Here is a 25499-nt window from a genome sequence, read left to right as displayed (position 1 = left end):
ACGGGTGCGCGCCAGCCGCCTGCTCTCGCTCATGCTGCTGCTGCAGAGCCGCGGCCGGATGAGTGCCGCCCAGCTCGCCACCGAGCTCGGCGTCACCGCCCGGACCGTCTACCGCGACGTCGACGCGCTCGCCGCCGCCGGAGTGCCGATCTACGCCGAGCAGGGGCCGACCGGCGGCTACGAGCTGATGGCCGGGTTCCGCACACGGCTCACCGGCCTCACCGCCGGGGAGGCCGAGTCGCTGCTGTTCACCGGCATGGACGGCCCGGCGACCGACCTCGGTTTCGGTGGTCAGGTGGCGGCCGCGCAGCTCAAGCTGCTGGCTGCGCTGCCGGTCGCGTATCGGGACGCGTCGCTGCGCATCCGCGAGCGGTTCCACCTCGATGCCAACGGCTGGTACCGGGAACCCGACGACGTGCCGCACCTGCACGCCGCGGCCCGGGCGCTGTGGCAGGACCGGGCGGTCGAGGTCGACTACCGCCGCTGGTCACCGCGGCCCGGGGTGGTCACCCGCCGCCTGCATCCGCTCGGTCTCGTCCTGAAGGCGGGGGTGTGGTATCTGGTGGCCGCCGGGACCGGGGCGCCACGCACCTACCGGGTCTCGTCGATCACCGGTCTGCGGGCCCTCGACGAGCCGGTCGTCCGGCCCGCCGGGTTCGATCTCGCCGCCTTCTGGCGCGATCACGTCGAGCACTACGAGCAGGCCGCCGACGCCGCCGTCGCGCAGATCCGGCTCACCGCGGCGGGCCTGGCCAAACTGCCCGACGTGCTCGGGCCGAAGGCGTCCCGCCTGGCGCTGCGCACCTGCACCGGACCCGACCCGGACGGCTGGCACCACGCCGTCATCCCCCTGGAGAACGTGCCGCACGCCGCCGCCTCACTGATGCGGCTGGGTGCCGACGCCCGGGCGGTCGGCCCGCCCGAGTTGGTCCGGCAGCTGCGCGAGACGATCGCGGCGATGGCCGCCCTCTACGAATCGTAGGGGTCGCCGCAATGGGAGCGCGACCATTCTGCGATGCATTCTAAGACCGCCGTCTCACAACGTCTCCGCCCTATTGAGAATCGCATTCCCGGCTGCCGAGAATCGGTTGTCCGATCTCATCGACAAGGGGAGACGCGTTGTCCTCGAACACCCTCAAGAAGCGTAGCCGGATCGTCGTCGGCGTGGCGGCCGCCGTCGCACTCACGGTCGCCGGAATCACTCTGGTCCCGTCCGCGAACGCGGCCACCGTGTCGTTCCCGAAAGGCCCGGCCCCGAGCAACAGCAGCATCGAAGCGGTTCGAGGACCGTTCACCACCACCCAGACCAGCGTGTCGCGCCTGGCCGTCAGCGGGTTCGGCGGCGGCGACATCTACTACCCGACCGACACCAGTGCCGGCACCTTCGGCGCGGTGGTGATCGCCCCCGGCTATACCGCCTACAAGTCGAGCATGGCCTGGCTGGCACCGCGGATCGCCTCGCAGGGTTTCGTGGTGTTCAACATCGACACCCTGACCACCGGCGACCAGCCGGACAGCCGCGGCCGCCAACTGCTCGCCGCCGCCGACTACCTCACCGGCAGCAGCAGCGTGCGCACCCGGATCGACCGCACCCGGGTGGCCGTGGTCGGCCACTCGATGGGTGGCGGCGGCACCCTGGAAGCGTCCCGCAGCCGACCGTCGCTGCAGGCCGCGATCCCGCTCACCCCCTGGAACCTGACCAAGTCATGGACCGGCAACACCGTCCCGACCCTGGTCGTCGGAGCCGACGGCGACACCGTCGCGCCGGTCGCCACGCACGCCGAGCCGTTCTACCAGAGCCTGCCGGCCAGTCCCGGCAAGGCGTACCTGGAGCTGAACAACGCCACCCACTTCGCGCCGAACAGCGCGAACACCACGATCGCGAAGTTCAGCATCGCCTGGCTCAAGGTGTTCGTCGACAACGACGCCCGCTACCAGCAGTTCGTCTGCCCCGGCCCGGGTGCCGGCCTGGCCGTCGACGAGTACCGCAGCAGCTGCGCGAACTTCCAGATCTGACCGGGCAGCGGGCCCGGCCGCCGGATCAGCCGGGGAGCAGGGCCCGCAACGCCGGTTCGGCCAGCGCGAAGTCCAGCTCGGGAACACCCAGGACCGGGCTGTAGACGACCGACTCCATCAGCCGCACATACAGGAACGCCCGTTGCCGCAGATCCGCCGGATCCCCGGTGACCCGCGACTCGGCGAAGATCTCCAGCTGGGCGTCGACGGCCCGGTGATGGACCTCGGTGCCGGTGGTCAGCAGCACCCGGGCCGCGGTCTGCGGCTCCTCGGCCACGAACCGTCGCAGCTGCTGAGCCCCGGTCACCATCTCGGCGAACAGCCGGGACACCGCGATCACCCGGTCCGGGCCGGTGCCGGTCGCCTCACCCGACGCCTCGGTCAGGAAGATCCGCCCGATCGCCCAGAACACCTCACCGAGAAGCGCGTCGCGACTGCCGGCCATCCGATAGAGGGTGGCCCGGCTGATCGCCAACTCCCCGGCCAACAGTTCCATGTCGATCGTCGAATGCTTCAGATAATGCATGGCCGCGCCACGCAGGAGTACATCGGGATCGATGACGCGCTGAGGAGGCAAATCGAACTCCCTTGGGAGCGGGAGAACGAATGCTATCGACGGGTCACGGACCGGCCAAGCGAAATGGAACGGCGTCGACCGAACCGCTACCGGAAATGACCGTTCGGCCCGCTATTCGGCGCCGTCGGCCAGAGTTTCGAGCCGTTCCTGGATCGCTTTCTCCAGCGCCGTCGTGTCGGTCGCGTCGAAGACCTGGACGTTCTCGGCCGCGGTGCCGCCACCGATGGTGAGGAACCGGATGTCGCGGTGCTCACCGGCGCTCTTGGTGACCGCCTCGATCTGAGCCGGCCCGACCGCGAGGATCGCGCCGCAGCCGCCACCGGTCATCGACGCCAGGTGGGCTGCCGCGTTGTCGGCCGTCTGCGGGCCGTTGACCTGGAGGTTCTGCACCCGGACCAGGCTCTTGACGGACGCCGTCTGCATGGTCGTCCACACCGTCTTCGCCGGATCCGCGGTGACACCCTGCTCGTCGGTCAGCAGGCAGGCGGTGGCATCCAGGTACTCCCGCTGGCGCGGCGGCTCCGGCCACAGCGCCCACGTCAGGAGGCCGGCGACGACCAGCACACCGGCACCGGCGGTGACCAGGATCGATCGACGGGAGGTCGGGACCCAGCGGGGGAGTTGCTTGGTGGACATCGGCGGAGATTAAGCGTGCGCGGGTTCAAGAGCAACATCCGAGGTGGTCACACCCGATATATGCCACCGTGTGACGTAGCACACACCCTGCGTTCACCTGGCGTTTCTCAACCCTGACCCCTCAGGGCCACCGCATCGAACCATTCAAGATCTTGTGCTCCCTGACCTCCGTGCCGCATGCTTCGCCGCACCTTGGAACATGCTGTGAGAAACGGGGCTCACCATGCGGCGGCGGATTGCTGTCTTCACTGCGCTTGCTGTCGGAATGTCGCTGGGCATTCCACCCGAGGTGGTCCCCGAGGGCGGTGGCTGGCCGGTGTCCGGCCTGCTGTCCCCGCTGCGCCAGGCCCCCGGCTTCGCCGCCGTCGCCGGCCTGCCGAAACTCGATCCCGGCCGCGGCGCGGACGACGACGAGCACTACGTGGACGCCGCCGAGACGCGGGCCGACGGAGGCGCCGGGAAGGCGCCCGGCCGCGGTACCGGCGTCGCCGACCCCACGCTGCCGACCCAGCCGTCCGGCAAGTCCGGCACCACCGGGAAGAAGGGCGGCGACGCCGACAGCTTCGACCCGAAGACCAGCAAACGGCGCGCCGACCGGTCGACCGCCACGTACGACGAGTTCCAGAACGCCGACGGCTCCTACACCCGGCAGCTGTACGACACCCGCGTCAACTACAAGGCCGCCGACGGCACCTACCAGCCGATCGACACCAGCCTCAAGATGGTCGGGGACCGGCTGGAGGCCGGCGCCAACTCGATCGACGTCACCCTCGGCGCCTCCGCGACCGACGACCCGGGCACCGTGTCCCCGTCGACCGCCCCGGCCGCCGGCAGCCTGCGCGTCGCCTCGGCCGACGAGGCCCTGGCATCGGTCTCCACCGCGGCCGGCCACACGATCTCCTATGACCTGGCCGGCGCGGCCGACGTCGCCGCCGACGTGCACGGCTCGACCGCCACCTACGCCGACATCCTGCCGCTGACCGACCTCGAACTGCAGTCGACCAAGACCGGGCTCAAGGAGACCATCGTCCTGGAGTCGCCGGCCGCCGGGAACGAATGGGTGTTCCCGCTGAAGCTGGAGGGTCTCACCCCGAAGGCCAAGTCCGACGGCTCGATCGACCTGCTCGACGCCTCCGGCAAGACCGCGATGCGGATCCCGCCCGGCTACATGGAGGACTCCAAGGTCGACCCGGCCTCCGGCGACACCGCCCAGTCCGGTGACGTCGACTACGAGCTGATCACCGTCGACGGCGGCCCGGCCCTCAAGGTGACCGCCGACAAGAAGTGGCTGCAGGACCCGGCCCGCCAGTACCCGGTCCGCGTCGACCCGTCGGTCAGCACCGAGACCTGGACCACCGGCGACGTCTACGTCGACGACACCAACAGCACCGTCGACCAGAACGACGAGGATCTGCCGGTCGGCACCTACGACGGCGGCACCACGCGGATGCGGTCGTTCATGCACTTCGACGAGTTCGACAACGTCGGCCTGATCGGCACCCAGATCAAGTCGGCCAAGCTGAAGCTGTACCACACCTGGTCGTACAACTGCTCCAACCAGGAACCGTTCTACGTCCGGCGGATCACCACCAGTTGGACCGTCGCGTCGCTGGAGAACAACGGCACCCTCGCCGCCGGGCCGAAGTACTCCGCCCCGATCGGCACCGGCGTGATCACCGACCACACGCCGGCCTGCAACAACACCGCCTCGAACCCGGCGGTCGGCACCTGGCGCTACGTGACGCTCAACCCGGCCACCTTCAACGGCTGGTCACTGGGCACCATGTCCAACTTCGGCCTCGCCCTGACCGCGTCCGAGACCAACTCGGCGGCGTTCAAGCGGTTCACCTCCCGCAACGAGTCGGCGTACACGCCGTCGCTGCAGATCGTCTACGACGACAACGAGGACCCGCAGGTCGACGAGATGTACCCCGGCTACGGCCAGGCCGCGACCACCCTGACGCCGACCCTGATCGCCGACGCACACGACCCGGACAACTGGCCGTACGCGATGACGACCCAGTTCCGGATCTACCCCAAGACCGGCACCACCCCCCTGATCTCCTCACCGGTGAGCACCAAGAAGACCTGGACCGTTCCCGCCGGCACCCTCAAATGGGGCGAGACCTACTACTGGGACGTCCTGGTCAACGACGGCAAGGCCACCAACAGTGGCAGCCTGTTCAAACACCTGCTGGTGACGCCCGTACCGCAGCCGGCCGCCACGGCCGCGCTGTCGCAGAACGCCGACAAGGGCTTCGACGCCGTCACCGGCAACTACACCACCTCCGCCCGCGACGCGATCGTCAACTCCGCCGGCCCGCCGCTGGAGATCAACCGCCTGTACAACAGCGCCGACCCGCGTACCGACCAGGCATTCGGCGCCGGATGGTCCAGCGTCGTGGACACCAAGGTCGTCGAGAAGTACGCCACCGTCGGCGGCAAGAGCGTCGTCAACACCGTCGTGATCACCTACCCGACCGGCCGTGAGCTGGCCTTCGGCCACAACCTCGACACCGACACCGACCCGCTCAACGACACCTACGCCTCACCGGCCGGCCGGACCTCCACGCTGACCGCGATCAACGTCGGCAACGTCCCCGGTTATCGCCTGGCCGAGAAGGACGGCACCACCTACGAGTTCCTCCAGCCGCTCGGAAACGGCAAGATCGGCCTGTCGACGATCAAGGACCTCGCCGGACGGGCCCAGACCCTCACCTACACCGACAACCTCGTCTCCACCATCACCTCCGGGGCCTCCGGCCGGGCCCTGGACCTGTACTGGACCTCCACCACCCCGAAGCGCGTCAACTACGTCGCCACCGACCCCACCGTCCCCGGCGACTGGGACACCGCCAACACCTGGTGGTACGACTACACCGACGGCCGGCTCACCAAGGTGTGCCCGCCGACCAGCTGGGGCGACTGCCACACCTACCAGTACGACGCCTCCAACTCCCAGCACCCGGCCGCGGTCGCCAACGCCAAGGCGCTGTCCTACTGGCGGCTCAACGAGACCAGCGGCACCAAGGCCGCCAGCACCGTCCTGGACAACGGCGGCCGGGACAACGGCACCTACACCAGCGTCACCCTGGGCCAGCCCGGCCCGCTGACCGGCTCCGGCTCGACCGCCACCGCCTTCAACGGCACCAGCTCGCAGGTGTCCGTCCCGGTCGGCACCGCCAGCGACACGTCGTACCAGTCGGTCAGCATGTGGTTCAAGACGTCCGGCGGATCCGGCGTCCTCTACGGCCAGTCCTGGGATCCGATCACCAACTCGACCACCTCCGGCGCGTACAACCCGACGCTCTACATCGGCACCGACGGCCGCCTGATGGGCGGCTTCCCCAAGGCCACCAAGCCGGGCACCGCGGTCGGCAGCATCCAGTCGCAGAAACACGGCGGCTGCATCACCGCACCCGACTTCGTCATGCAGGAGTTCCACTCCACATACCTGGACGACTGCTCCGGCGGCGCCAACCAGCAGTGGAACTACACGGCGGCCTCCGAGCTGCGGGTCACCGTCGGCGGCGCGACCCGGTGCATGGCCCTCGACAACGGCAACGCCGGCAAGGGCGTCGACGTGGTCATCGAGAACTGCAACTCCCAGGACTACCAGAAATGGGACCTCAACGGCGACGGCCAGCTCGTCAACATCTACGCCGGATCCTGCGCCCACTTCCCGGACCGCGAAGGTGTCGGCGTCGCCCACCCGAACTACATCTACGCCGTCGAGATCCAGCCGTGTGACAAGAAGCTCCGCGTCGAGCAGGGCTTCTTCCCCCGCAACGGACAGCTTCCGCTGGAGACCCCGGCGACCGTGTCCGACGGCAACTGGCACCACGTCGTGCTGTCCGCCGGCGGCAACAAGCAGGAGCTCTACCTCGACGGCGACCAGGTCGACTACGAGACCGGCGTCACCCTGCAGGACCTGACCGCCGCCAAGTCGTACATCGGCGCCGGCTTCCTCGGCGGCGGCCGGCCCAACCAGCCGCACGGCAACGCCAAGAGCGTCATCGGCACCCGCGACTACTTCACCGGCTCGATCGCCGAGGTCGCGATCTGGGACGTCGCGACCGACGCCGCCACCGTCAAGGACCTGCGCGCCTCCGGCCTGTCCGCCACCAAACCGATGACCAAGGCGCTCCGCCCGTCCGGTGAGGTGAGCGCCACCGTCTCGTACGACCCCGCCAGCGGCCGGGTCGCCCAGGTGATCGACGGCAACGGCGCGACCTGGCTGCCGAAGGCCCCGACCATCACCGGCACCAGCAAGGTCTACGAGAGCGCCGTCCTCGGCGGCGCGCCGACCAACTACTGGCGGATGGCCGAGAGCGCCGGCCGCGCCGACGCGGTCAACGAGGTGAACGGCAGCACCGCCACCTACAACTCGGTCGGCCTCGGCACCGAGATCAGCCCGCTCGGCACCGGCGCCGGCAAGGCCGCCACCTTCAACGGCACCAGCTCGTACGTCAAACTCCCGGCCGGAACCACGCCGAACAAGGCCAGCTCGGTGTCGATGTGGTTCAAGACCACCGACGCCCGCACCGTCCTGCTCGGCGAGGCCGACGCCTGGACCAGCACCCCCAACCAGGTCGCCCAGCCGACCATCTGGATCACCACCGACGGCAAGCTGCGCGCCCTGTCCCCGTCCCGCACCACCACCGGCCCGGTCAACTCGATCGGCGCCGCCGGCAAGTGCATGGACGTGCCGGGCAGCAACAGCACCGACGGCACCAAGATCCAGCTTTACACCTGCAACGGCACCGCCGCCCAGAACTGGACGTTCGTCCCGACCGACGCGAGCACCACGCTCAACTCGACGTTCTACGTCAAGGCCTTCGGCAAGTGCCTCACGCCGTACGGTGGCAGCGGCAACAGCGGCACCCAGCTGACCCTGTGGACATGCAACAACCACGAGTCGCAGAAGTGGTTCGCCGACGCCGGCGGCCTGACCAACAGCCTCGGCTGGTCCACCTGCCTGGACAACCCGGGCAACTCCAAGACCAACGGCACCATCCTGCAGCTGTACACCTGCAATGCCAGCGCCGCCCAGATGTGGCTGCCGTCGCTGACCAGCAAGGCGAAGGTGAACGACGGCAAGTGGCACCACGTCGTCCTGGCCGCCGACGGGTTCACCCAGACGCTGTACGTCGACGGTGTGAAGGCCCAGTCGTCGACCGGCACCGCCGAACTCGTCCCGGACCAGATCCCGACCCGCACGCTGGGCAGCGGCTACGCCAACGGCTGGATGAGCAACTGGTTCTACGTCGACAACAACACGACCAACTACTACGCCGGAAGTCTCGCCGAGGTCGCGTTCTACAACTCGGTGATTGACGAAGCTCAGGCGTCGTACCAGTTCAAGACCCGTGACGCGGTAACCCAGTCGGCGGCCGGCCAGATCAACTACACCGTGCAGGGTCCCGGAACCGACGAGACGACGGTCGTCAACGACCTGATGTACGGCCGCAAGGTCGCCGACATCGACGCACTGAAGAACACCACCCGCTACGGCTACAGCGGCAAGGGCTACCTGCGTTCGGTCACCGACCCGCTCGGCAACATGGTGATCAACGAACACGACGTCCGCGGCAACGTCGTGGCCGTCACCACCTGCCAGGACCGGTCGGCGAACCTCTGCTCGACCGCCTACACCTCCTACTACCCGGACGCCACCACCGAGAACCCGGCCGCCCACGCCTGGAACGACCGGCCCATCGCGCTGCGTGCCGCCGGGTCGGCGTCGGCCACCGACAACACGTACCTGACGACCTACGAGTACGACGCCAAGGGCAACCGGATCAGCGAGACCGACCCGCTCGGCCGCAAGACGCTCGTCTCCTACACCGACGGCGGTACCAACGGCGGCTACAACGGCGGCAACGCCCCGCCCGGCCTGCCCTGGCGGGTGATCAAGCCCGGCGGCAGCATGCAGATCATCCGCTACCTGCCCAGCGGTGACGTCGCCGAGACGGTCGACCCGGCCGGCCAGATCATGCGCTACGAGTACGACGGCCTCGGCCGGGTGACCAGGGAGGTCGAGGTCCTCCTCACCCCCACCGGCGTCGTCGAGACGAGCAGCACCAGATACACCCACGACCGCCTCGACCGGGTCGTCACGGTCGCCGACACCCCGACCACCAACGCGGTCACCGGCGCCAAGCACTCCCCACTCACCACCGTCGAGTACAACGCCGACGGCCTGGTCACCGCCGAGACCGTCACCGACCTCACCGGCGGCGACGCGCCCCGGAAGGTGTCCTACGAGTACGACTCGTTCGGCCGCCGCGACGCCGAGATCGACCAGAACGACAACCGCCTGGAGATCGGCTACGACGCGTACGGCCGGGTCAACCGCCAGAAACACGCCGACGACAGCGTCGTGCGCACCGACTACGACGCCAACGGCAACGAGCTGCGGACCGTCGTGGAGGGTTGGACCGGTGACCCCAACGCGCCGACCGCGGCCACCGACCTGGTGGTCCGCTCGCTGAAGTACGACGCGGCGGGCCGGCTGGCCTCGGAGACCGACTCCCTCAACGTCGAGACCGCCTACACCTACACCGACAACAACCTGCTGGTGTCGGTGACCCGCAAGGACACCACCGGCAAGTCGTTCGTGCTGGAACGCAACACCTACGACGCCACCGGCAACGTGGTCAACACGGTCACCAACAACGGCCTGACCACCACCAAACGCGAGTACGACAAGGCCGGCCGCAGCACCACGGCCACCCTCGACCCGACCGGCCTGAACCGCAGCACCGTCTACGAGTACTCGCCCGAGGACGAGATCGTCCGCACCACCGTCAAGCAGGGCACCACCAACCTCGGGATCTCCGACTCCGCCTACGACCGGATGGGCCGGCTGCGCCAGCAGACCACCTACCTGCACGACGGCACGACCCCGACCCTGCGCTGGAAACTCGACGAGACCACCGGCACCGCCACCGCCGACGCCACCGGCAACAACCGGGGCGCCTTGAGCAGCGGCGTCACCTGGTCCACCGAACGTGGCGGCTCCGCCTCGTTCAACGGCGCGGCCTCCGGGATCACCGGCAACCCGCCGGTCGACACCACCCGCCCGTACACCCTGGCGCTCTGGGCGAAGATCGGCGCCGAGGACGTCGACCGGTACGTCGCGACCCTCTCCGGCGACCTCGGCAGCTCCGCGATGAAGCTGTACTACGACGTGGAGACCGACTCCTGGCAGTACACGATGTCGGTCCGCAAGGCCAACGGCGACACCGTCTGGATCGGTAGCGCCACCCCCAGCGCCACGGCCACGTCCGCCTGGACCCACCTCGCGGTCACCGTCGACCCGGTGGCCCGCAAGGCGCAGCTGTACATCAACGGTGTCGCCAGCGGCGCGGCCGTCACCACCACCGAGAACTTCAACAACCGGGCGACCGGCTTGCGCCTCGGCGCGGAGTCGGCGTCCAGCGGCTACTTCTCCGGTCAGCTCGACGACCTGCAGGTCTACCAGGAAGCCCTGCCGGTCGCCACGATCAGCACGCTGATGAGCTCGACGACGTTCCCGTCAGTGGACGCCAAGGTCAGCCGGATCAGCTACGGCCTGACCGCCGACGGTTCGGTCACCTCGGCGACCGATCCGCGGGGCTCCACCGTGAACCTGACGCTCGACGAGGTCGGCCGGGCCGTGGTGACCACCACGCCCGCGGTCAGCACGGTCACCGGCGAGGGCGGCCCGATCACCTCCGTGTCGACCAGCCGGACCGGCTTCAACACGTTCGGCGAGGCCACCGAGCAGCAGGACCCGAACGGCAACGTGACGGAATCCCGCTACGACGGGCTCGGCCAGATCGTCGAGACCCTGCTGCCCGACTACACCGCACCCGGGTCCAGCACCCCGATCAAGGCCCGGACCACCGCAGAGTACGACGAGGTCGGCCAGATCCTGGCCACCACCGACCCGCTCGGCGCCCGGACCACCTACCTGTACGACCAGCTGGGGCGCAACGTCCGGGTCACCGCACCGGACGGCGGTGAGACCAGGTACGCCTACAACCTCGACGGCGACCTCCTGCAGCACACCGACCCGAACGGCGCCACCGTCCGCGAGGAGTTCGACTATCTGGGCCGGACCGTGACGTCCACCCAGATCGTCCGCGGCGCGTCGTCGTCGGCTCAGCACGTCACCACCTACAAGTACGGCACCGACGGCTCGTACCCCTGGCCGACGAGTGTGGTGTCGCCGACCGGCGTCACCGCGACCATCAAGTACGACGTGGCCGGTGCGCAGACCGAGATCGCCGACAGTCTGGGCAACACCACGAAGACGACGTACGACGGTGTCGGCCGCCCGATCCGGACCACCTCTCCGGACGGTTCGTTCAGCAACACGGCGTACGACTTCGCCGGCCGGGCGATCCGGGCGGCCGACTACGCGCCGGGCGGCACGACGGCCCTGCGGACCCAGTCCGTGCACTACGACGTCGCCGGTAACACCGTCGGCGTGACCGACGCCCGCGGCACGTACAAGTACTTCGAGTACGACGCGGTCGGTCAGCTCACCATGCAGCGGGAGCCGATCAGCTCGTCGGACGCCATCGTGACCAGGTTCGGCTACGACAAGGCCGGCAACCAGACCCGGTTCACCGACGGCCGGGGCAACAACTTCATCACCACGTACAACTCGTGGAACCTGCCCGAGTCGCAGATCGAACCGGCGACGACAGCCACCCCGAACCTCGCCGACCGCACCTACACCACGTCGTACGACGCGGGCGGCCGGATGACCAGGCTCGACTCGCCGGGTGGGGTGTCGGTCACCTCCACCTACGACACGATGGGCCGGCTCACGAAGAGCGCCGGCACGGGTGCCCAGGTGGCGACCACGGACAAGACGTTCACCTACGACAAGGCCGGACGCCTGACCTCGTTCGGCGGGTCGGCCGGGGCGAACACGGTCGCCTACGACGACCGGGGCCTGATCACCTCGATCACCGGCGTCTCCGGCAACTCGGCCTACGAGTACAACCCCGACGGGTCGCTGACCAAGCGGGTCGACGGCGCCGGCACCACCACCTACCAGTACGACCCGCTGGGCCGTCCGGCCAGCGTGCAGAACACCACCGCCGGCGTGAACATGACGTACGGCTACAACAACCTGTCGCAGGTCGAGACGATCGCCTACGGCGGCAACACCCGCACGCTGAAGTACGACGCCCTCCGCCGGCTGTCCTCCGACGAGCTGAAGACCTCGGCGGGAGCGAGTGTCGGCAAGATCGCCTACGAGTGGAACGCCAACGACAGCCTGACGAAGAAGACGACGACCGGCTTCAACGGGGCGTCGACGAACACCTACACCTACGACCTCGCCGACCGGATGGTCGGCTGGGACAACGGCATCACCCCGACGGTGTACGCCTACGACAAGTCCGGTAACCGGGTGCAGGCGGGCACCAAGACGTTCGCCTACGACCAGCGCAACCAGCTGACCTCGGACTCGGACGGCACGACCTACACCTACACCGCCCGGGGCACCCTGGCCTCCACGGTCCAGGGCGGTCAGACGGTGGAGACGACCACCGACGCGTTCAACCAGGTCGTCTCGCAGGGCTCCAAGTCCGGTGGGCGCAGCACGTACACCTATGACGGTCTGGGCCGGGTCATCCAGCCCAACCTGACCTACACCGGAGTCGGCAACGACGTGGCCGCCGACGGCAGCTCCGTCTACGTCCGCGACATCGCCGACCAGCTGGTCGGAGTCTCCTCCTCGGCCGGCAACCGGTACGCCTGGACCGACGCCCACACCGACGTGGTCGGCGAGTTCACCGCGACCGGGACGACGTTGTCCGGGTCGGTGTCCTACGACCCGTGGGGCAAGGTCCTGGCCGCCGGTGGCATGACCGGCCGGCTCGGCTACCAGCAGGAGTGGACCGACCAGACGACCGGCAAGGTCAACATGTGGTCGCGCTGGTACGACCCGGAGACCGGCGCCTTCGACACTCGCGACACCGCGACCAACAGCCCGACCCCGACGTCGGGCGCGGCGAATCGGTTCGCGTATGCCGAGGGTGACCCGATGTCGAACACCGACACCACGGGCAACGCCGTCGACGGCAAGTGCGGCGAGTACGACTACGCCTGCGCGCTGAAGAAGTACCAGGCCGAAATGGCCGTCTACACCAAGCTGATGGAGCAGCGCGACCGCGACATCCAGGCGGCCGGTTCGGAGATCGCCCGCCAGGAGGCCGAGTACCAGCGTGCCGAGCGGGAGAGCAACATCCCGGTCGTCGACATCCTGATGCAGGTCGCCGGCGACATGATCCTCGGGATGATCGGCTACTACTCGATCGTCGGGTGTATCGCCGGCAGCCTGATGGACTGCCTCGACCTCGCGATGAGCGTGCTCGGCCCGGCCAAGGTGTTCCAGCTCGGCCGATCGCTCTACCGGGCACTCGACCGCGCGTTCGGTGCCTACCGCACGTGGAAGCGCATGGTCGAGGTCGCCCGCTCGGCGATGCAGACGGCCCGCAGCCTGGTCACCCAGGCACGCAAACACCTGAGCGACCTGATGGGCAAGAAGATCCCGAAGCCCAAGCCGCCGAAGAAGAAGAAAAAGCCGCCGACAAAGAAGAAGAAGGCGGAGAAGCAGCGCAAGGACGCCAAGGCCGAGAAGAAGCCCGCCCCGTCGAAGCCCGCGAAGAAGCAGGAACCTCGGAAGTCGCCGAAGAAGAGCGACAACGACAAGCCGAAAAAGGGCGGCAAGGCCAAGAACGATCCGAAGTCCCCGAAGGGGAACAAGGGCGACTCCAAGAAGAAGAAAAAGAAGTCCGAGGAAGAGGAGATCGAGGCTCCGGAGCAGCCGGAGACCTGCCCACCGACGCATAGCTTCGACCCGTCGACTCCGGTCTTGATGGCCGATGGCACGACTCGGCCGATCTCCGAGGTCAACCTCGGTGACAAGGTCCGCGCCAAGGATCCGGCGACCGGTGAGGAAGGCGCGCGGCCGGTCACCCTGCTGCACTCCAACCGCGACATCGAACTGACTGACGTCACTGTGTCGGACCAGCCGCTGGTCACCGCGGGCAAGGCGGTGAACGAGGGTAAGGGCGACCGCAGTACTCGCGGCCCGACCGAGTCCTCACTGCTGGAGACGACTGCACACCATCCGTTCTGGGACGCCACCACCGGCGCCTGGGTCGACGCGGACGAACTGGTCGCGGGCGAATCCACGCTGGTCGGCCCGGACGGCCAGATCCAATACGTCACCGAGGTCCGGAACTACACCGGCTCCAAGGTGATGCGCGACCTCACCGTCGACGACATCCACACCTATTTCGTCCTTGCCGGCGGTTCTCCGGTTCTCGTCCACAACAACGATGAGATCGACGATTGCGAAACGATCACGGTGTATCGCGTCGAGGGCAAAGGCAACGAGCGAGTCAGAATTAACGACGGCTTTGTCATGATCCGTGGAGCCAACTCCAAGAAGAAGAAGGAGGGAAAGATGCTTTTCCTCAACTTCGGTGACCGGGCGCGAGCCGAGGAATTCCGGGCTGCGCATTTGGAGAAGTTTCCCGACACGGTGATCAAGAGTTTCAAGGTCAAGCGGGAGTTTCTTGATTATCTGCGAGCGGATCAGGTCCCGGAGTCGGCGGCGGACGACTTCCCGACGCGCCCGCTCAGGGTTGACAAGCATAGATACGACGGGTCTGATCTCCCGGATCAGTACGGTCTGCGAACACTCCATCTGAACCTGATGTTCCCATATATCATCCAGGGCACTGGAAAGATCGGATGAGGAGTGGCATGAAGACCGAAATCGACCTCAGCTCCGATGCTGCTACGGTGGTGAATCCCGCCCAGGTCGCGGAACTCCTCCTTCTGCTCAAGAGCCGGTGGAATGACGATTGGCAGGAGGTCGGCCAGGATCTTCCGGCTTGGTTGACTAGTTCACTCTCGCCCGTGAGGACTCGTGAAGAGGCTGAGGAGTGGCTCGCGAAATGGCGCGCCGCACCTGATCCTGATGCGTTTGAAAGGGAAACCGGTTGGACGGTGAAGTCATGGCTCCACTGGTTCTCGTTCAAGAACGATCTGTGGAGCATCGGTGATGCGCACGTTTCCGATGACGGTCTTCGTCTGACGATCGTCCTTGATCATGACGACAGTCCATTCCCGTACGAGGCGTTGCGATGGCTGGCATGGGTGGCCGGGCTGAAAGTCGGTCGCGAAGTCCGCGTTAGTTGAGACGAGGGTTGGCAATGGCCCTCAACTCGGCGCCGCGGCCGATCGTGTGACGGTTCAGGCGCTCATCGGGGCCGGTTTGCTGCGCGGGCTGTCGCTCGCCGCGTGGCGCCGTCCGGCCGCGCTTCCCGGCCCGCGCTCCTGAGGCGGGCCGACAACGGCGTCGCCGGTGACGGCGCGCCGAGCAAGGCCTCGTGCAGGCGGTCCGGTGGCAGCGCGCTCAGCTGCCGGGCCGCCAGCCACGCGGCGCCGGCCGCCGGGTCCAGCGCGAGATGCGGCTGCCGGCCGCGATTCTCCAAAACCCTCAGGACGCCATGCTGTACGGGTGACCCGCCCGCCAGCAGGCCGCCGGCGAGCACGATTGGCCCGTTCTGGCCCAAGTCGTCCAGGGTGCGCACGAGGCAGGCCGCCGCCGCGTCGACCAGGGTGCGAGCAGCCGGATCGCCGTCGTCGGCGGCCGCACAGACCAGCGGCGCCAGCGCGTCGATCGCTGGGAACGGCAGCGCCTGCGCCCAGTAGACCAGGTCGTCGGAGCTGGTCACCCCGGCGTGCGTGGCCACCCGCATGGCCAGGGGATCGGTCCAGTTCCGGACGGCGAAACGTATCGCCTGCAAGCCCAGCCAGCGCCCCGAACCCTCGTCGCCCAGCAGCCAGCCCAGGCCGTCGCTCGTCCGTACCACCTCTTGATCGTGAACCGCCGCCGCGATCGCGCCCGTGCCTGCGATGAGCACCGCACCGGCCGCGGCCGACGAGCCGGAGGCGAAGGCGGTGACCGCGTCGCCGACCACCGTGACCGGACCGCCGATCCGGAGCGCCGCGGCGAACGGGCCGGTGCCGGCCGGACCGGCGATGCCGAGGGTCGCGGCCGCGACCGTGGCGGGGGAGTGCCCGCCGAGCGCCTGCTGGACAGCCGCCCTGACCTGCTCGGCCGCCTGCGACGGGCCGTGCGACAGCGGGTTGCCGGGACCGGCCAGACCACGCCCGACGATCTCCCCGTCGACCGTCGCGACGACCGCCCGGGAGCAGGTCCCGCCCGCGTCGACGCCCACCACCAGCTTCATGGCGAAATGGAAACATAGCCAACAGTTATTGACTAGCCCTCCGTGCGGTCGTAATTTTCATCGGCAACGGCAAGCTGTGAAAAACATGACCGCCAAGGAGCGCGCATGTCACATAGATCCACCTCCGTCACCGCGGCGATCGGCGCCGCCCTGCTCGCCCTCACCGCCTGCTCGGGCGGCGGCGGCGACGCGACCGGCGACCCCAAGAACCAGACCCTCACCGTGTGGGTGATGGACGGCGACTACACCGAAGCCACCCTCCAGGCGATCAACAGCAGGTTCACCGAGGCCACCGGGGCCAAGGTCGACCTGCAGATCCAGCAGTGGGAAGGCATCACCACCAAGATCAGTACGGCGCTGTCCACCTCCGGCACCCCCGACGTGCTCGACCTCGGCAACACCCAGGTGCCCGGGTTCGCCGCCAACGGGGGCCTGCTCGACCTCACCGAACACAAGGCCGACCTGCAGCAGGGCCGCACCTGGCTGGCCGGCCTGGAAAATCCGGCCACCGTGGACGGCGCGCTCTACGGCGTACCGGGCTTCGCCGGTGCCCGGGCCGTCATCTACAACAAGAAGACGTGGGCCGCCGCCGGAGTGACCGCCGTGCCGAAGACCTACGCCGAGCTCACCGACGCCCTCGACAAGGTCAAGGCCAAGAACCCGGCCGCCGACTTCGCCCCGTTCTACCTGCCCGGCCAGTACTGGTTCGCCGGGCTGCAGTTCCTCTGGGACGCCGGCGGCGAGATCGCCACGGCTGAGGGCAAGACCTGGAAGGGCGGCTTCTCCACCCCGGCCGGGCAGAAGGGCCTCACCGAGTTCAAGACGTTCCAGAACACCTACTCCACCGCGGCGTCGCGGACCCTGGACACCATCACACCCGACCAGACGCAGCTGTTCGCCGACGGCAAGACCTCGGCGATCCTGGCCACCAGCGGCTCGATCGGCCTCATCCAGAAGGCGAACCCGCAGATCAAAGCCGAGGACCTGGGCACCTTCCCGTTCCCCGGCACCTCCGGCAAGACCCAGCCGGTCATGCTCGGCGGCTCCGACTGGGGCATCGCCGCCAAGAGCGACGCCCACGACCTGGCCCTGCAGTGGGTGAAGATCGCCGGCAGCCCGGCCGTGCAGGACGAGTTCGTCTACGGCAAGGACGGCTGGATCCCGAACAGCACCGAAGGCATCCAGGCCGCCCAGGCCAAGGGCCTCACCGAACAGCAGCAGGGCTTCTTCGGCGGCGCCCTGTCGTCCAAGGCCACCCCGGCTGCGGCGCAATGGTCCACCATCGAGGGCGACAAGAGCATCAACAACGTGTTCGCCGCCGTCGCCTCCGGCGCCAAAACCCCGGAAGCCGCGGGTACGGAATTCGACGCCCACCTCGAGACCACCCTCGCGGGACAGTGAAGACCGTAACCGCCCCGCGCGACGTGCCAGTCGCACCCGTCACCCCGCCGGCCGCGCGCTCGCGCCGCCGGCGGGACCCGGCCCCGTACCTGCTGCTCAGCCCGGCCGGACTGGTCCTCGCCGTGGTCACGCTCGCCCCGATCGGGTTCCTGGTCTTCACCTCGTTCACCGACTACAGCCAGCGGACCCTGTTCACCGGGGTCTACCGGTTCGTCGGCGCCGACCAGTACACGACCCTGCTGCAGAACCCGGACTTCTGGGTCGCGCTGCTGCGCACCGTGCTGTTCACCGCGGCCATGGTCGCCGGCAGCGTCCTCATCGGCATGGGCGTGTCGCACCTGCTCACCCGCCTCGGCCGGGCCTGGCGCAACACGGTCACGGTCGTGCTGATCGTGGCCTGGGCGATGCCGAACGTGGCGTCGTCACTGGTCTGGAACTGGCTGTTCCAACCCGGATACGGCGTCGTCAACTGGATGCTCGGTGCCCTCGGCTCCTTCCTCGCCTGGCTGTCTGAAGCGTTCGGTTTCCCCGGCGGGTCCGGCGTCTTCGGCGACGCTGCCGGGCTGAACTGGGCGCAGGACCCGGTCCTCGCCTATGTGGTGATCTGGCTGCTCATCGTCTGGCAGGCGGTGCCGTTCATCGCGCTCACCCTCAACGCCGCGGAGACCCAGGTGCCGCACGAGTACAAGGAGGCGGCCCGGCTCGACGGCGCCTCCGAGTCGACCGTCTACCGGATCGTCACGCTGCGGTTCCTGCGGCCCACCCTGCTGCTGGTCACCATCCTCTCGGTGATCTGGGACTACAACGTCTTCAACCAGATCTGGCTGATCACCCGCGGCGGACCCGACGACGCCACCGCGACACTGGGCGTCTACACGTACAAGACGGCGTTCGTCGGTTTCAAGATCGGAAACGGCGCCGCCATCTCGGTCGTCACCACCCTGCTACTACTCGGCCTGACCGCCGTCTACATCCGCAACCTCCTGAAAGCGGGGGAGGACCTGTGAAGAACGCCATCGCCGCCGTCTTCTGCCTCGTCTGGATCTTCCCGGTCTACTGGATGGTCAACACCGCCTTCAAACCGCGCCCGGAGGTGATGACCCCAGAACCGCACTTCTGGCCGCACCACCCGACCCTGGACAACTTCACCGCCGCCGTCACCCAGCCGCAGTTCCTCACCAACCTCGGCAACAGCGTCCTCGTCGTCGCCGTCACCGTGGTCGCGTCGATCGTGCTCGGCATCCTCGCCGCGGCCGCCCTGTCCCGGTTCCGGTTCCCCGGCCGCCGCACGATCATGGTGGTCATCCTCGCGGTCCAGATGCTGCCGGCCACCGCCATGCTGATCCCGCTGTTCACCATGTTCAACCGCCTCGACCTGCTCGGCACCTACACCGCGCTGATCCTCGCCTACGTGGCCACCGTCCTGCCGTTCTCGATCTGGGTGATGCGCGGCTTCTTCGTCGCCGTGCCCGCCGAAGTCGAGGAGGCCGCCCAGATCGACGGCGCCACCACCTGGCGGATCCTGGTCAGCGTCCTGTTCCCGCTGGTCGCACCCGGGGTCATCGCCACCGGCATCTTCGCGTTCATCGCCGCCTGGAACGACTACCTCATCGCCTACACGTTCATGCAGGACGAGAGCGCCTACACCTTGCCGGTCTGGCTCGCCTCGTTCACCAACCCGCACACCGGCACCGACTTCGGCGCCCAGATGGCCGCGTCGGTCATCTTCGCCGCACCGGTCGTCGTGTTCTTCCTGATCATCCAGCGCAACCTGGTCGCCGGCATGTCCGCCGGCGCCGTGAAGGGCTAGGTTCCCGCCTTGCTGACCCCACGCCCGTATTCGCTCACCCCCGGTCACGGCGAACTCGTCCTCGACGAGCACTCCACCATCGCCGCCCCGGCCCCGCTCGACGGCGTGCTCGCCTGGCTCCAGTCGGCGCTCCGGCCACCGACCGGCCTGCCGTTTCCGGGCTCGACCACTGCCTCGACCACTGTCTCCGCCCCCGCCTCCGCCCTCGCCTCCGCCTCCGCCCCCGGCTCGACCTCCGCCTCGTCGTCCGCTTCCGCCACCATCCTGCTGGCGCTCGACGAGGATCTCGGCCCGGAATCGTTCCGTCTCCGGGTCACCCCCGACCGCGCGGTGATCACCGGCGGCGGCCCGGCCGGCGTCTTCTGGGGTGGCCAGGCGCTCCTGCAACTGCTGCCGCCGGCCGTACACCGCAAGGCCCCCAGCGCCGGGCACCGCTGGACGATCCCGTCCGTGCAGATCTACGACACCCCGCGTTTCGCCTGGCGCGGGCTCATGCTCGACGTCGCCCGGCACTTCATGCCCAAACACGACGTGCTGCGCATCATCGACCTGATGGCCATGCACCGCCTCAACACCCTGCACCTGCACCTCACCGACGACCAGGGCTGGCGGGTCGAGATCCGTCGCCACCCCCGGCTGACCGAGGTCGGGGCGTGGCGACACGAGAGCCAGGTCGGCGCGGTCAGCGGCGGACCCGTCGACGGGCGGCCACACGGCGGCTACTACACCCAGGACGACATCCGGGAGATCGTCGCCTACGCGGCCCAGCGGTTCATCACCGTCGTCCCGGAGATCGAGACTCCAGGTCACGTCCAGGCCGCGCTCGCCGCCTACCCTTCTCTCGGGGTGACCGGCACACCACAGCAGGTCTGGACGAGATGGGGCGTCAACCGCAACGTCCTCAACGCCGAGGAATCCACCGTCGACTTCTTCACCGACGTCCTCGACGAGATCATGGAACTCTTCCCCTCGACCTACATCGGAATCGGCGGCGACGAGTGCCCCCGAGACCAGTGGCGCGACGACCCGCGAACCCAGCAGCGGATGGCCGAACTCGGACTCACCCACGAGCAGCAACTGCACGCCTGGTTCGTACGCCGCCTCGGTGATCATCTCGCCGCCGCCGGACGGCGGCTCTTCGGCTGGGACGAGATCCTCGAAGGCGACCTGCCCACCGGGGCGACGATCGCCTCGTGGCGGGGCAGCACCGGAGCCGTGACCGCCGCCCGCCGCGGCTTCGACGTCGTCTCCTGCCCCGACGACAAGGTCTACCTCGACTACCGCCAATCCGAACTCGCCACCGAACCCATCCCGGTGTCGATCCCGCTCGGGTTGCGCGACGTCTACGCCTTCGACCCGGTCCCGCCGGAACTCACCCCCGACGAGGCCCGCCACGTACTCGGTGGCCAGGCCGCCATGTGGACCGAACACGCGGACTCCCCTCGAACCGTCGACTACCTGCTGTTTCCCCGTCTGTGCGCGGTCGCCGAAACGCTGTGGAGCCCGGCCGGCGGCGACTTCACCGACTTCGAGCGCCGCCTCACCCACCACCTGGCCCGCCTGGACGCGTTCGGCGTCGAGTACCGCCACCCCGCCGGCCCCCGCCCATGGCAGCAGCGCCCGGGTGTCCCGGGCCGCCCCGCCACCCGCGAACAACGAGCCGAACACATCGCCCGCCTGGTAGCCGCCATCACCACCCCGTGACCGGGCCTGCTCGGACGTACCCCGCGCCGTCGCCGTCCGATCCACCAGGGTCGTCCCGTGACGGTGCGGGGGATTGCAACGGATCATCCCTGGCCGCCGTGGCGATGAGCTTCCGTGTCGGGGACGTCGACACCACCACGGCCGAGGTCGTGAAGGCGGCGCCATGGTCCTCGACGTCCGGCTGGCCGGCGATGGGGCGAACACCAGTCGGCCCTCACCGACCAGACGGCCACGTCGTGCGGTCCGCTGGGCTTCGGCCCAGCGTCGTTGGTCTGGCCCGTCGGGCGTTGCCGATCGTCTGCCGTCTGCCGTTGCCGCTGCCTCGCGTGGCGGTGCGCCCGCGGGCTCCTGGTCTATTCACGGGTTCCGGCCAGGTCTACGGGGCGGGTCCGCAGCGCCGCGACCGTGGGTACCACCGCTGCCGACACCGCGACGACTGCGCAGGCCGCCAGCGTCACGGCGAGGGCGGAGGTGGGAACGACGATCGGCACCCATACCGACAGCACGGCCAAGGCGGCCCAGATGCCCGCGAGGTTCAAGGCCGTCACGAGCAGGCCGAGAACCGCACCGACCACCACCACGGTCAGCGCCTCGGCCGCGACCAGCCTCAGCACCTGCCGTCTCGTCGCGCCGGTGAGGCGCAGAATCGCCAGCTCACGAGCCCGGTCGGAGGTGGCCATCACCATCGTGTTGGCGATGGCGATACCGGTGTACAGCAGCGCGATCCCCAACACGACCATGAACCCCACCCGCGTCTGCCGACTACTCGCCGGGATCTGGTCCGCCAGCCACTGCTCCCGGGTCCACACCCGCATCCCACCGTCGCCGTCCGCGCCCGGTCGCACCGACGGGTCGACGATGCGGCGGACCGCTGCCTCGCCAGATCTTGCGTCGGCACCCGGTGCCCACGACAGTTCGAGCTGGTCCGGCTGCGCGCCGCCGGCGTTTGCGGCGGTCACATAGACGCCGTTGCTCCCCGTTCCGGTGGCCAGAACCGCGACCACACGCAGGTTTCGCGGGGTCCCGTCACCGAGCCACAGGTCGACCCGGGTGCCGACCGTGTGCTCGGCCCACTCCTCGTTGACGATGATCGCGTCCTCATCGAGGTCGTCGACCCGACCGGCCTTGACCGGCAGATTCCTGACCACCGACAGCGTCGACGCGTCGACCACCCGCGCCTGCGAACGGACCAGAGCCACCCCGTCCTCGAGCGTGTAAACGGCGGTGGACGCGCTGGTCATCACCCGCGCACCCGGGACGGCGCGGATCGCGCCCACCGTCCGGGCGTCCAGCGTCTCCGCACCGGCCGACCCACCCTGCTCGGCACCGGCCGACCCACCCTGCTCCGCACCTGCCGGCCGACCGTGCTCGGCACCTGCCGGCCCACCGTGCTCGGCATCTGCCGACTTACCGGGTTTGGCACCGATCGGCCCACCGAGATCGGCACCTGCCGACTCACCGGTTTCGGCACCGATCGGCCCACCGAGATCGGCACCTGCCGACTCACCGGTTTCGGCACCGATCGGCCCACCCTGGCCGGGGCTGCCGGTCACGATCAGATCGGCGGCCGTCTGTGTGCGCTGCTCGGTTGCCTTGGCCTCGGCGATGGTCGCAGTCGTGCCGAGTAGGGAACCGGCCAGGGCCACGGTGATCAGTACCGGGGCGGCCACAGCCGCGGTTCGCCGGACGGCAGCGCTCGCGTTCTCCCGCATCAGCAATCCGGTCGCGCCGGGTAGCCGCGCCGGCAACCACGCCACCAGCCGGGCCAGCGGGCCGGCCAGGACCGGCGCGAGCAGCGCCACCGCCGTGATCAGGAGCATCGGCTGAGTGGTGTACGTCTTGCGGTGCAGGGTCTCACCCGGATCGCTGAGCAACCGCCAGCAGAGCAGTCCCACCCCGGCGGCCAGTATCCCGAATCCGAAGATCCATCGACCCGCCGTCATCGCCCGGCTGTCGACCGACGCCTCGCGCAACGCCTCGGTCGGTCGCACCCGTCCGGCCCGGACGGTCGCCACCACCACTCCGGCAAGTGCGACGAGCAGACCGGTCCAGAACGCCACGTGGTAGGGCCACAGGTGATCACCGATGGTGAACCAGGCCGGAGCCAGCCGTTCGTCCACGAGGAGCCGGGCCAGCCAGGGCGCGCCATATGACCCGAGCACACATCCGGCCGCCGCCGACACCGCCCCGACGACCGCGGCCTCGGCGAACACCGTGCGCCTGATCTGGCCCGGGGTCGCGCCCGCCATCCGCAACAGCCCGATCTCACGACGCCGCTGGGCGACCGCGAACGCGAACGTCGACGCCACCACGAACACCGACACGAACGTGGTCACCCCACCCGCTGTGCCGAGCAGCGCGTTCATCGCGACGAGTGCGTCGGAGTCACGGTTCGGATCGGGGTCGGCCCGCCGCCGCTCGTCACCGGTGAGCACCTGCACGCCCGGGAACGCGCTGACGATCGCCCGCACCGACTCCGGGTCGGCGGCCACCACCAGGTTGTCGATGTGCGGGGCGATCGACGCGGCAACACCGTCGGCGAAGAACACGGCCCGCTCGAACGACACCGGCGCCAGCACACCGGCCACGGTGTAGTCGCCGCTGCCCGCCGGAGTGCGCACCCGAACCGTCCGCCCGACCAGCGCCGGATCGGCGACCAGCGCGATCTCGGCGGACTCGCGCGGCTCATGGCCGGCGACGAGCCGGTGGCCGCCGAACTCGGCGATCGCCCACGGGTGTCCGACGAGACTCCCGGCTTCGGCGAAGAGGTCGACGGCTCGGGCCACCTCGGGAACCGAGCGAGTGCCGGGGACCGGCGAAGCCGGGGGCGGTGATGTGCGCGCCGGTGGTGAGGTGGGCGGCGGTGAGGTGGGCGGCTGTGGCGGTGAGGCGGGCGGCTGTGAGGTGCCGGGCAGCGAAGCTGGGGGCGGTGAGGTGCGCGGCGGCGGTGAGGCGCGGGTCGGCGGTGAAGCGCCGGTCGCGCCGGAGGGGACAAGCTCGATGGCGGCAGGCGGGGAGAGCGAGACGGAGACCGGGAAGGAACGGTCCGGGACGGTCGGGGCCGCTCGGGCCAAGGCGGTGACGACAGCGGGTGGCACGGCGTGGGGCTGGGCGAGCGGCTGGGTCCGGTCGCCGATGGGCGTCGCGACACGCAGCTCGTCGACGCCGCGGACCACCACCGGGGCACCGGCCAGCCGGGACGGATGTTGGGGTGGGGCGTCCAGCGTGGAGGCCAGCGCCAGGCCCATCGTGGTGAGAAGGGCGACACCGAGCGCCAGGGCCACGAACGTGCCGATCAGGGTCGCCCATCGGGCCCGCAGGCTGCTCAACGTCACGGTCAGCACGCCGGGGCCGCCATCCCGGTCATCCGGGCGGCGACCGCCTCGACCGACGGCGCCTCCAGGGTGCCGTGCAGGCGACCGTCGGCGAGGAACACCACCCGGTCGGCGTGGGCGGCGGCGATCGGGTCGTGGGTGACCATCACGATCGTCTGGCCGCCCTCGTCGACCAGGCCGCGCAGCATCCGCAGCACGTCACGGCCGGTCGCCGAGTCGAGCGCGCCGGTCGGCTCGTCGCCGAACAGCACCTCGGGCCGGGTGATCAGGGCCCGGGCGATGGCGACCCGCTGCTGCTGGCCGCCGGACATCTCGGCCGGCCGGTGCCGGGCCCGGTCGGCGAGGCCGACCCGGGCCAGCGCCTCGCGGACCTGCCCACGGGCCGGCCGGCGACCGGCCAGCCGTAGGGGCAACGCCACATTCTGCTCGGCGGACAGCGTGGGCAGCAGGTTGAAGGACTGGAAGACGAAACCGATCCGGTCGCGCCGCAGCCGGGTCAGCCGGGTCTCGTCGAGAGTCGTCAGGTCGGTGTCGCCGAGCAGCACCGTGCCGGAGGTCGGCCGGTCGAGCCCGGCCGCGCACTGCAGCAGCGTCGACTTGCCCGACCCGGACGGGCCCATGACGGCGGTGAAGGTGCCCGCACCGAACGAGAGCGTGAGATCGTGCAGGGCTGTCACCGCGGCGTCGCCGGAGCCGAACCTCCGGACCACGCCCCGCAGCCGGATCGCGTCATGGGTCATGCGCCA

At 69.3% G+C, this 25499-nt stretch carries 13 protein-coding genes; 8 read left to right on the top strand and 5 right to left on the bottom strand.

Annotated features, from left to right (window positions below; translation table 11 throughout):
• The first annotated feature begins 4 nt into the window (after window positions 1-4).
• Both Q0Z83_RS16690 and Q0Z83_RS16685 read left to right on the top strand, forming a co-directional pair.
• On the top strand, window positions 5-982 hold the full coding sequence (locus tag Q0Z83_RS16690) for a helix-turn-helix transcriptional regulator (RefSeq protein ID WP_317794847.1): 978 nt from the start codon (window positions 5-7) through the stop codon (window positions 980-982).
• Between the two features lie 137 nt (window positions 983-1119).
• Entirely contained in the window at window positions 1120-2016 is an 897-nt protein-coding gene (locus Q0Z83_RS16685; RefSeq protein WP_378078555.1) for an alpha/beta hydrolase family protein, read from the top strand.
• 25 nt (window positions 2017-2041) lie between these two features.
• Here the strand turns inward: Q0Z83_RS16685 and Q0Z83_RS16680 are convergent, their stop codons facing one another.
• Together Q0Z83_RS16680 and Q0Z83_RS16675 are read right to left on the bottom strand one after the other, a co-directional pair.
• A complete protein-coding gene (locus Q0Z83_RS16680; RefSeq protein ID WP_317794846.1) occupies window positions 2042-2542 on the bottom strand; it encodes a QsdR family transcriptional regulator in 501 nt (166 codons plus the stop codon).
• Between the two features lie 162 nt (window positions 2543-2704).
• Window positions 2705-3229, bottom strand: a complete 525-nt coding sequence (locus tag Q0Z83_RS16675; RefSeq protein ID WP_317794845.1) for a type 1 periplasmic-binding domain-containing protein — start codon at window positions 3227-3229, stop codon at window positions 2705-2707.
• Between the two features lie 223 nt (window positions 3230-3452).
• Between Q0Z83_RS16675 and Q0Z83_RS16670 the strand changes: the two genes are divergently transcribed.
• Entirely contained in the window at window positions 3453-14999 is an 11547-nt protein-coding gene (locus tag Q0Z83_RS16670; protein WP_317794844.1) for a LamG-like jellyroll fold domain-containing protein, read from the top strand.
• Between the two features lie 8 nt (window positions 15000-15007).
• A complete protein-coding gene (locus tag Q0Z83_RS16665) occupies window positions 15008-15445 on the top strand; it encodes a hypothetical protein (protein WP_317794843.1) in 438 nt (145 codons plus the stop codon).
• A 62-nt stretch (window positions 15446-15507) separates the two neighbouring features.
• Here Q0Z83_RS16665 and Q0Z83_RS16660 read toward each other — a convergent pair whose 3' ends face one another.
• Window positions 15508-16503 carry an N-acetylglucosamine kinase gene (locus tag Q0Z83_RS16660; RefSeq protein ID WP_317794842.1) on the bottom strand — a complete coding sequence of 332 codons (996 nt, stop codon included), beginning with the start codon at window positions 16501-16503 and terminating at the stop codon, window positions 15508-15510.
• Between the two features lie 105 nt (window positions 16504-16608).
• On the opposite strand from Q0Z83_RS16660, the gene Q0Z83_RS16655 reads away from it, so the two are divergent.
• Genes Q0Z83_RS16655 through Q0Z83_RS16640 form a run of 4 tightly spaced genes read left to right on the top strand, consistent with a single transcriptional unit; the run spans window position 16609 to window position 21418 of the window.
• A complete protein-coding gene (locus tag Q0Z83_RS16655) occupies window positions 16609-17904 on the top strand; it encodes an extracellular solute-binding protein (RefSeq protein ID WP_317794841.1) in 1296 nt (431 codons plus the stop codon).
• Window positions 17901-18911: a carbohydrate ABC transporter permease gene (locus tag Q0Z83_RS16650; RefSeq protein WP_317794840.1), complete on the top strand. Its 1011-nt coding sequence runs from the start codon at window positions 17901-17903 to the stop codon at window positions 18909-18911. The genes Q0Z83_RS16655 and Q0Z83_RS16650 overlap by 4 nt, the downstream gene beginning before the upstream one ends.
• A complete protein-coding gene (locus Q0Z83_RS16645) occupies window positions 18908-19714 on the top strand; it encodes a carbohydrate ABC transporter permease (protein WP_317794839.1) in 807 nt (268 codons plus the stop codon). The genes Q0Z83_RS16650 and Q0Z83_RS16645 overlap by 4 nt, the downstream gene beginning before the upstream one ends.
• A gap of 9 nt (window positions 19715-19723) precedes the next feature.
• Window positions 19724-21418 carry a beta-N-acetylhexosaminidase gene (locus Q0Z83_RS16640; RefSeq protein WP_317794838.1) on the top strand — a complete coding sequence of 565 codons (1695 nt, stop codon included), beginning with the start codon at window positions 19724-19726 and terminating at the stop codon, window positions 21416-21418.
• 353 nt (window positions 21419-21771) lie between these two features.
• Here the strand turns inward: Q0Z83_RS16640 and Q0Z83_RS16635 are convergent, their stop codons facing one another.
• Window positions 21772-24753, bottom strand: coding sequence for an FtsX-like permease family protein (locus tag Q0Z83_RS16635; RefSeq protein ID WP_317794837.1), 2982 nt, complete (start codon window positions 24751-24753; stop codon window positions 21772-21774).
• 2 nt (window positions 24754-24755) lie between these two features.
• Complete coding sequence (locus tag Q0Z83_RS16630) at window positions 24756-25493, bottom strand: ABC transporter ATP-binding protein (RefSeq protein WP_317794836.1); 738 nt, start codon at window positions 25491-25493, stop codon at window positions 24756-24758.
• Window positions 25494-25499 lie beyond the last annotated feature (6 nt).

The organism is Actinoplanes sichuanensis (assembly GCF_033097365.1).
Lineage (GTDB): Bacteria > Actinomycetota > Actinomycetes > Mycobacteriales > Micromonosporaceae > Actinoplanes > Actinoplanes sichuanensis.
This window is presented reverse-complemented; position numbering and strand designations above follow the sequence as displayed.

What these genes read in the sequence shown, in the direction of transcription:
- Q0Z83_RS16665 (WP_317794843.1), top strand. Translation starts at nt 15,008, where the DNA reads ATGAAGACCGAAATCGACCTCAGCTCCGATGCTGCTACGGTGGTGAAT.
- Q0Z83_RS16630 (WP_317794836.1), bottom strand. Translation starts at nt 25,493, where the DNA reads ATGACCCATGACGCGATCCGGCTGCGGGGCGTGGTCCGGAGGTTCGGC.
- Q0Z83_RS16675 (WP_317794845.1), bottom strand. Translation starts at nt 3,229, where the DNA reads ATGTCCACCAAGCAACTCCCCCGCTGGGTCCCGACCTCCCGTCGATCG.
- Q0Z83_RS16660 (WP_317794842.1), bottom strand. Translation starts at nt 16,503, where the DNA reads ATGAAGCTGGTGGTGGGCGTCGACGCGGGCGGGACCTGCTCCCGGGCG.
- Q0Z83_RS16655 (WP_317794841.1), top strand. Translation starts at nt 16,609, where the DNA reads ATGTCACATAGATCCACCTCCGTCACCGCGGCGATCGGCGCCGCCCTG.
- Q0Z83_RS16670 (WP_317794844.1), top strand. Translation starts at nt 3,453, where the DNA reads ATGCGGCGGCGGATTGCTGTCTTCACTGCGCTTGCTGTCGGAATGTCG.
- Q0Z83_RS16680 (WP_317794846.1), bottom strand. Translation starts at nt 2,542, where the DNA reads ATGCATTATCTGAAGCATTCGACGATCGACATGGAACTGTTGGCCGGG.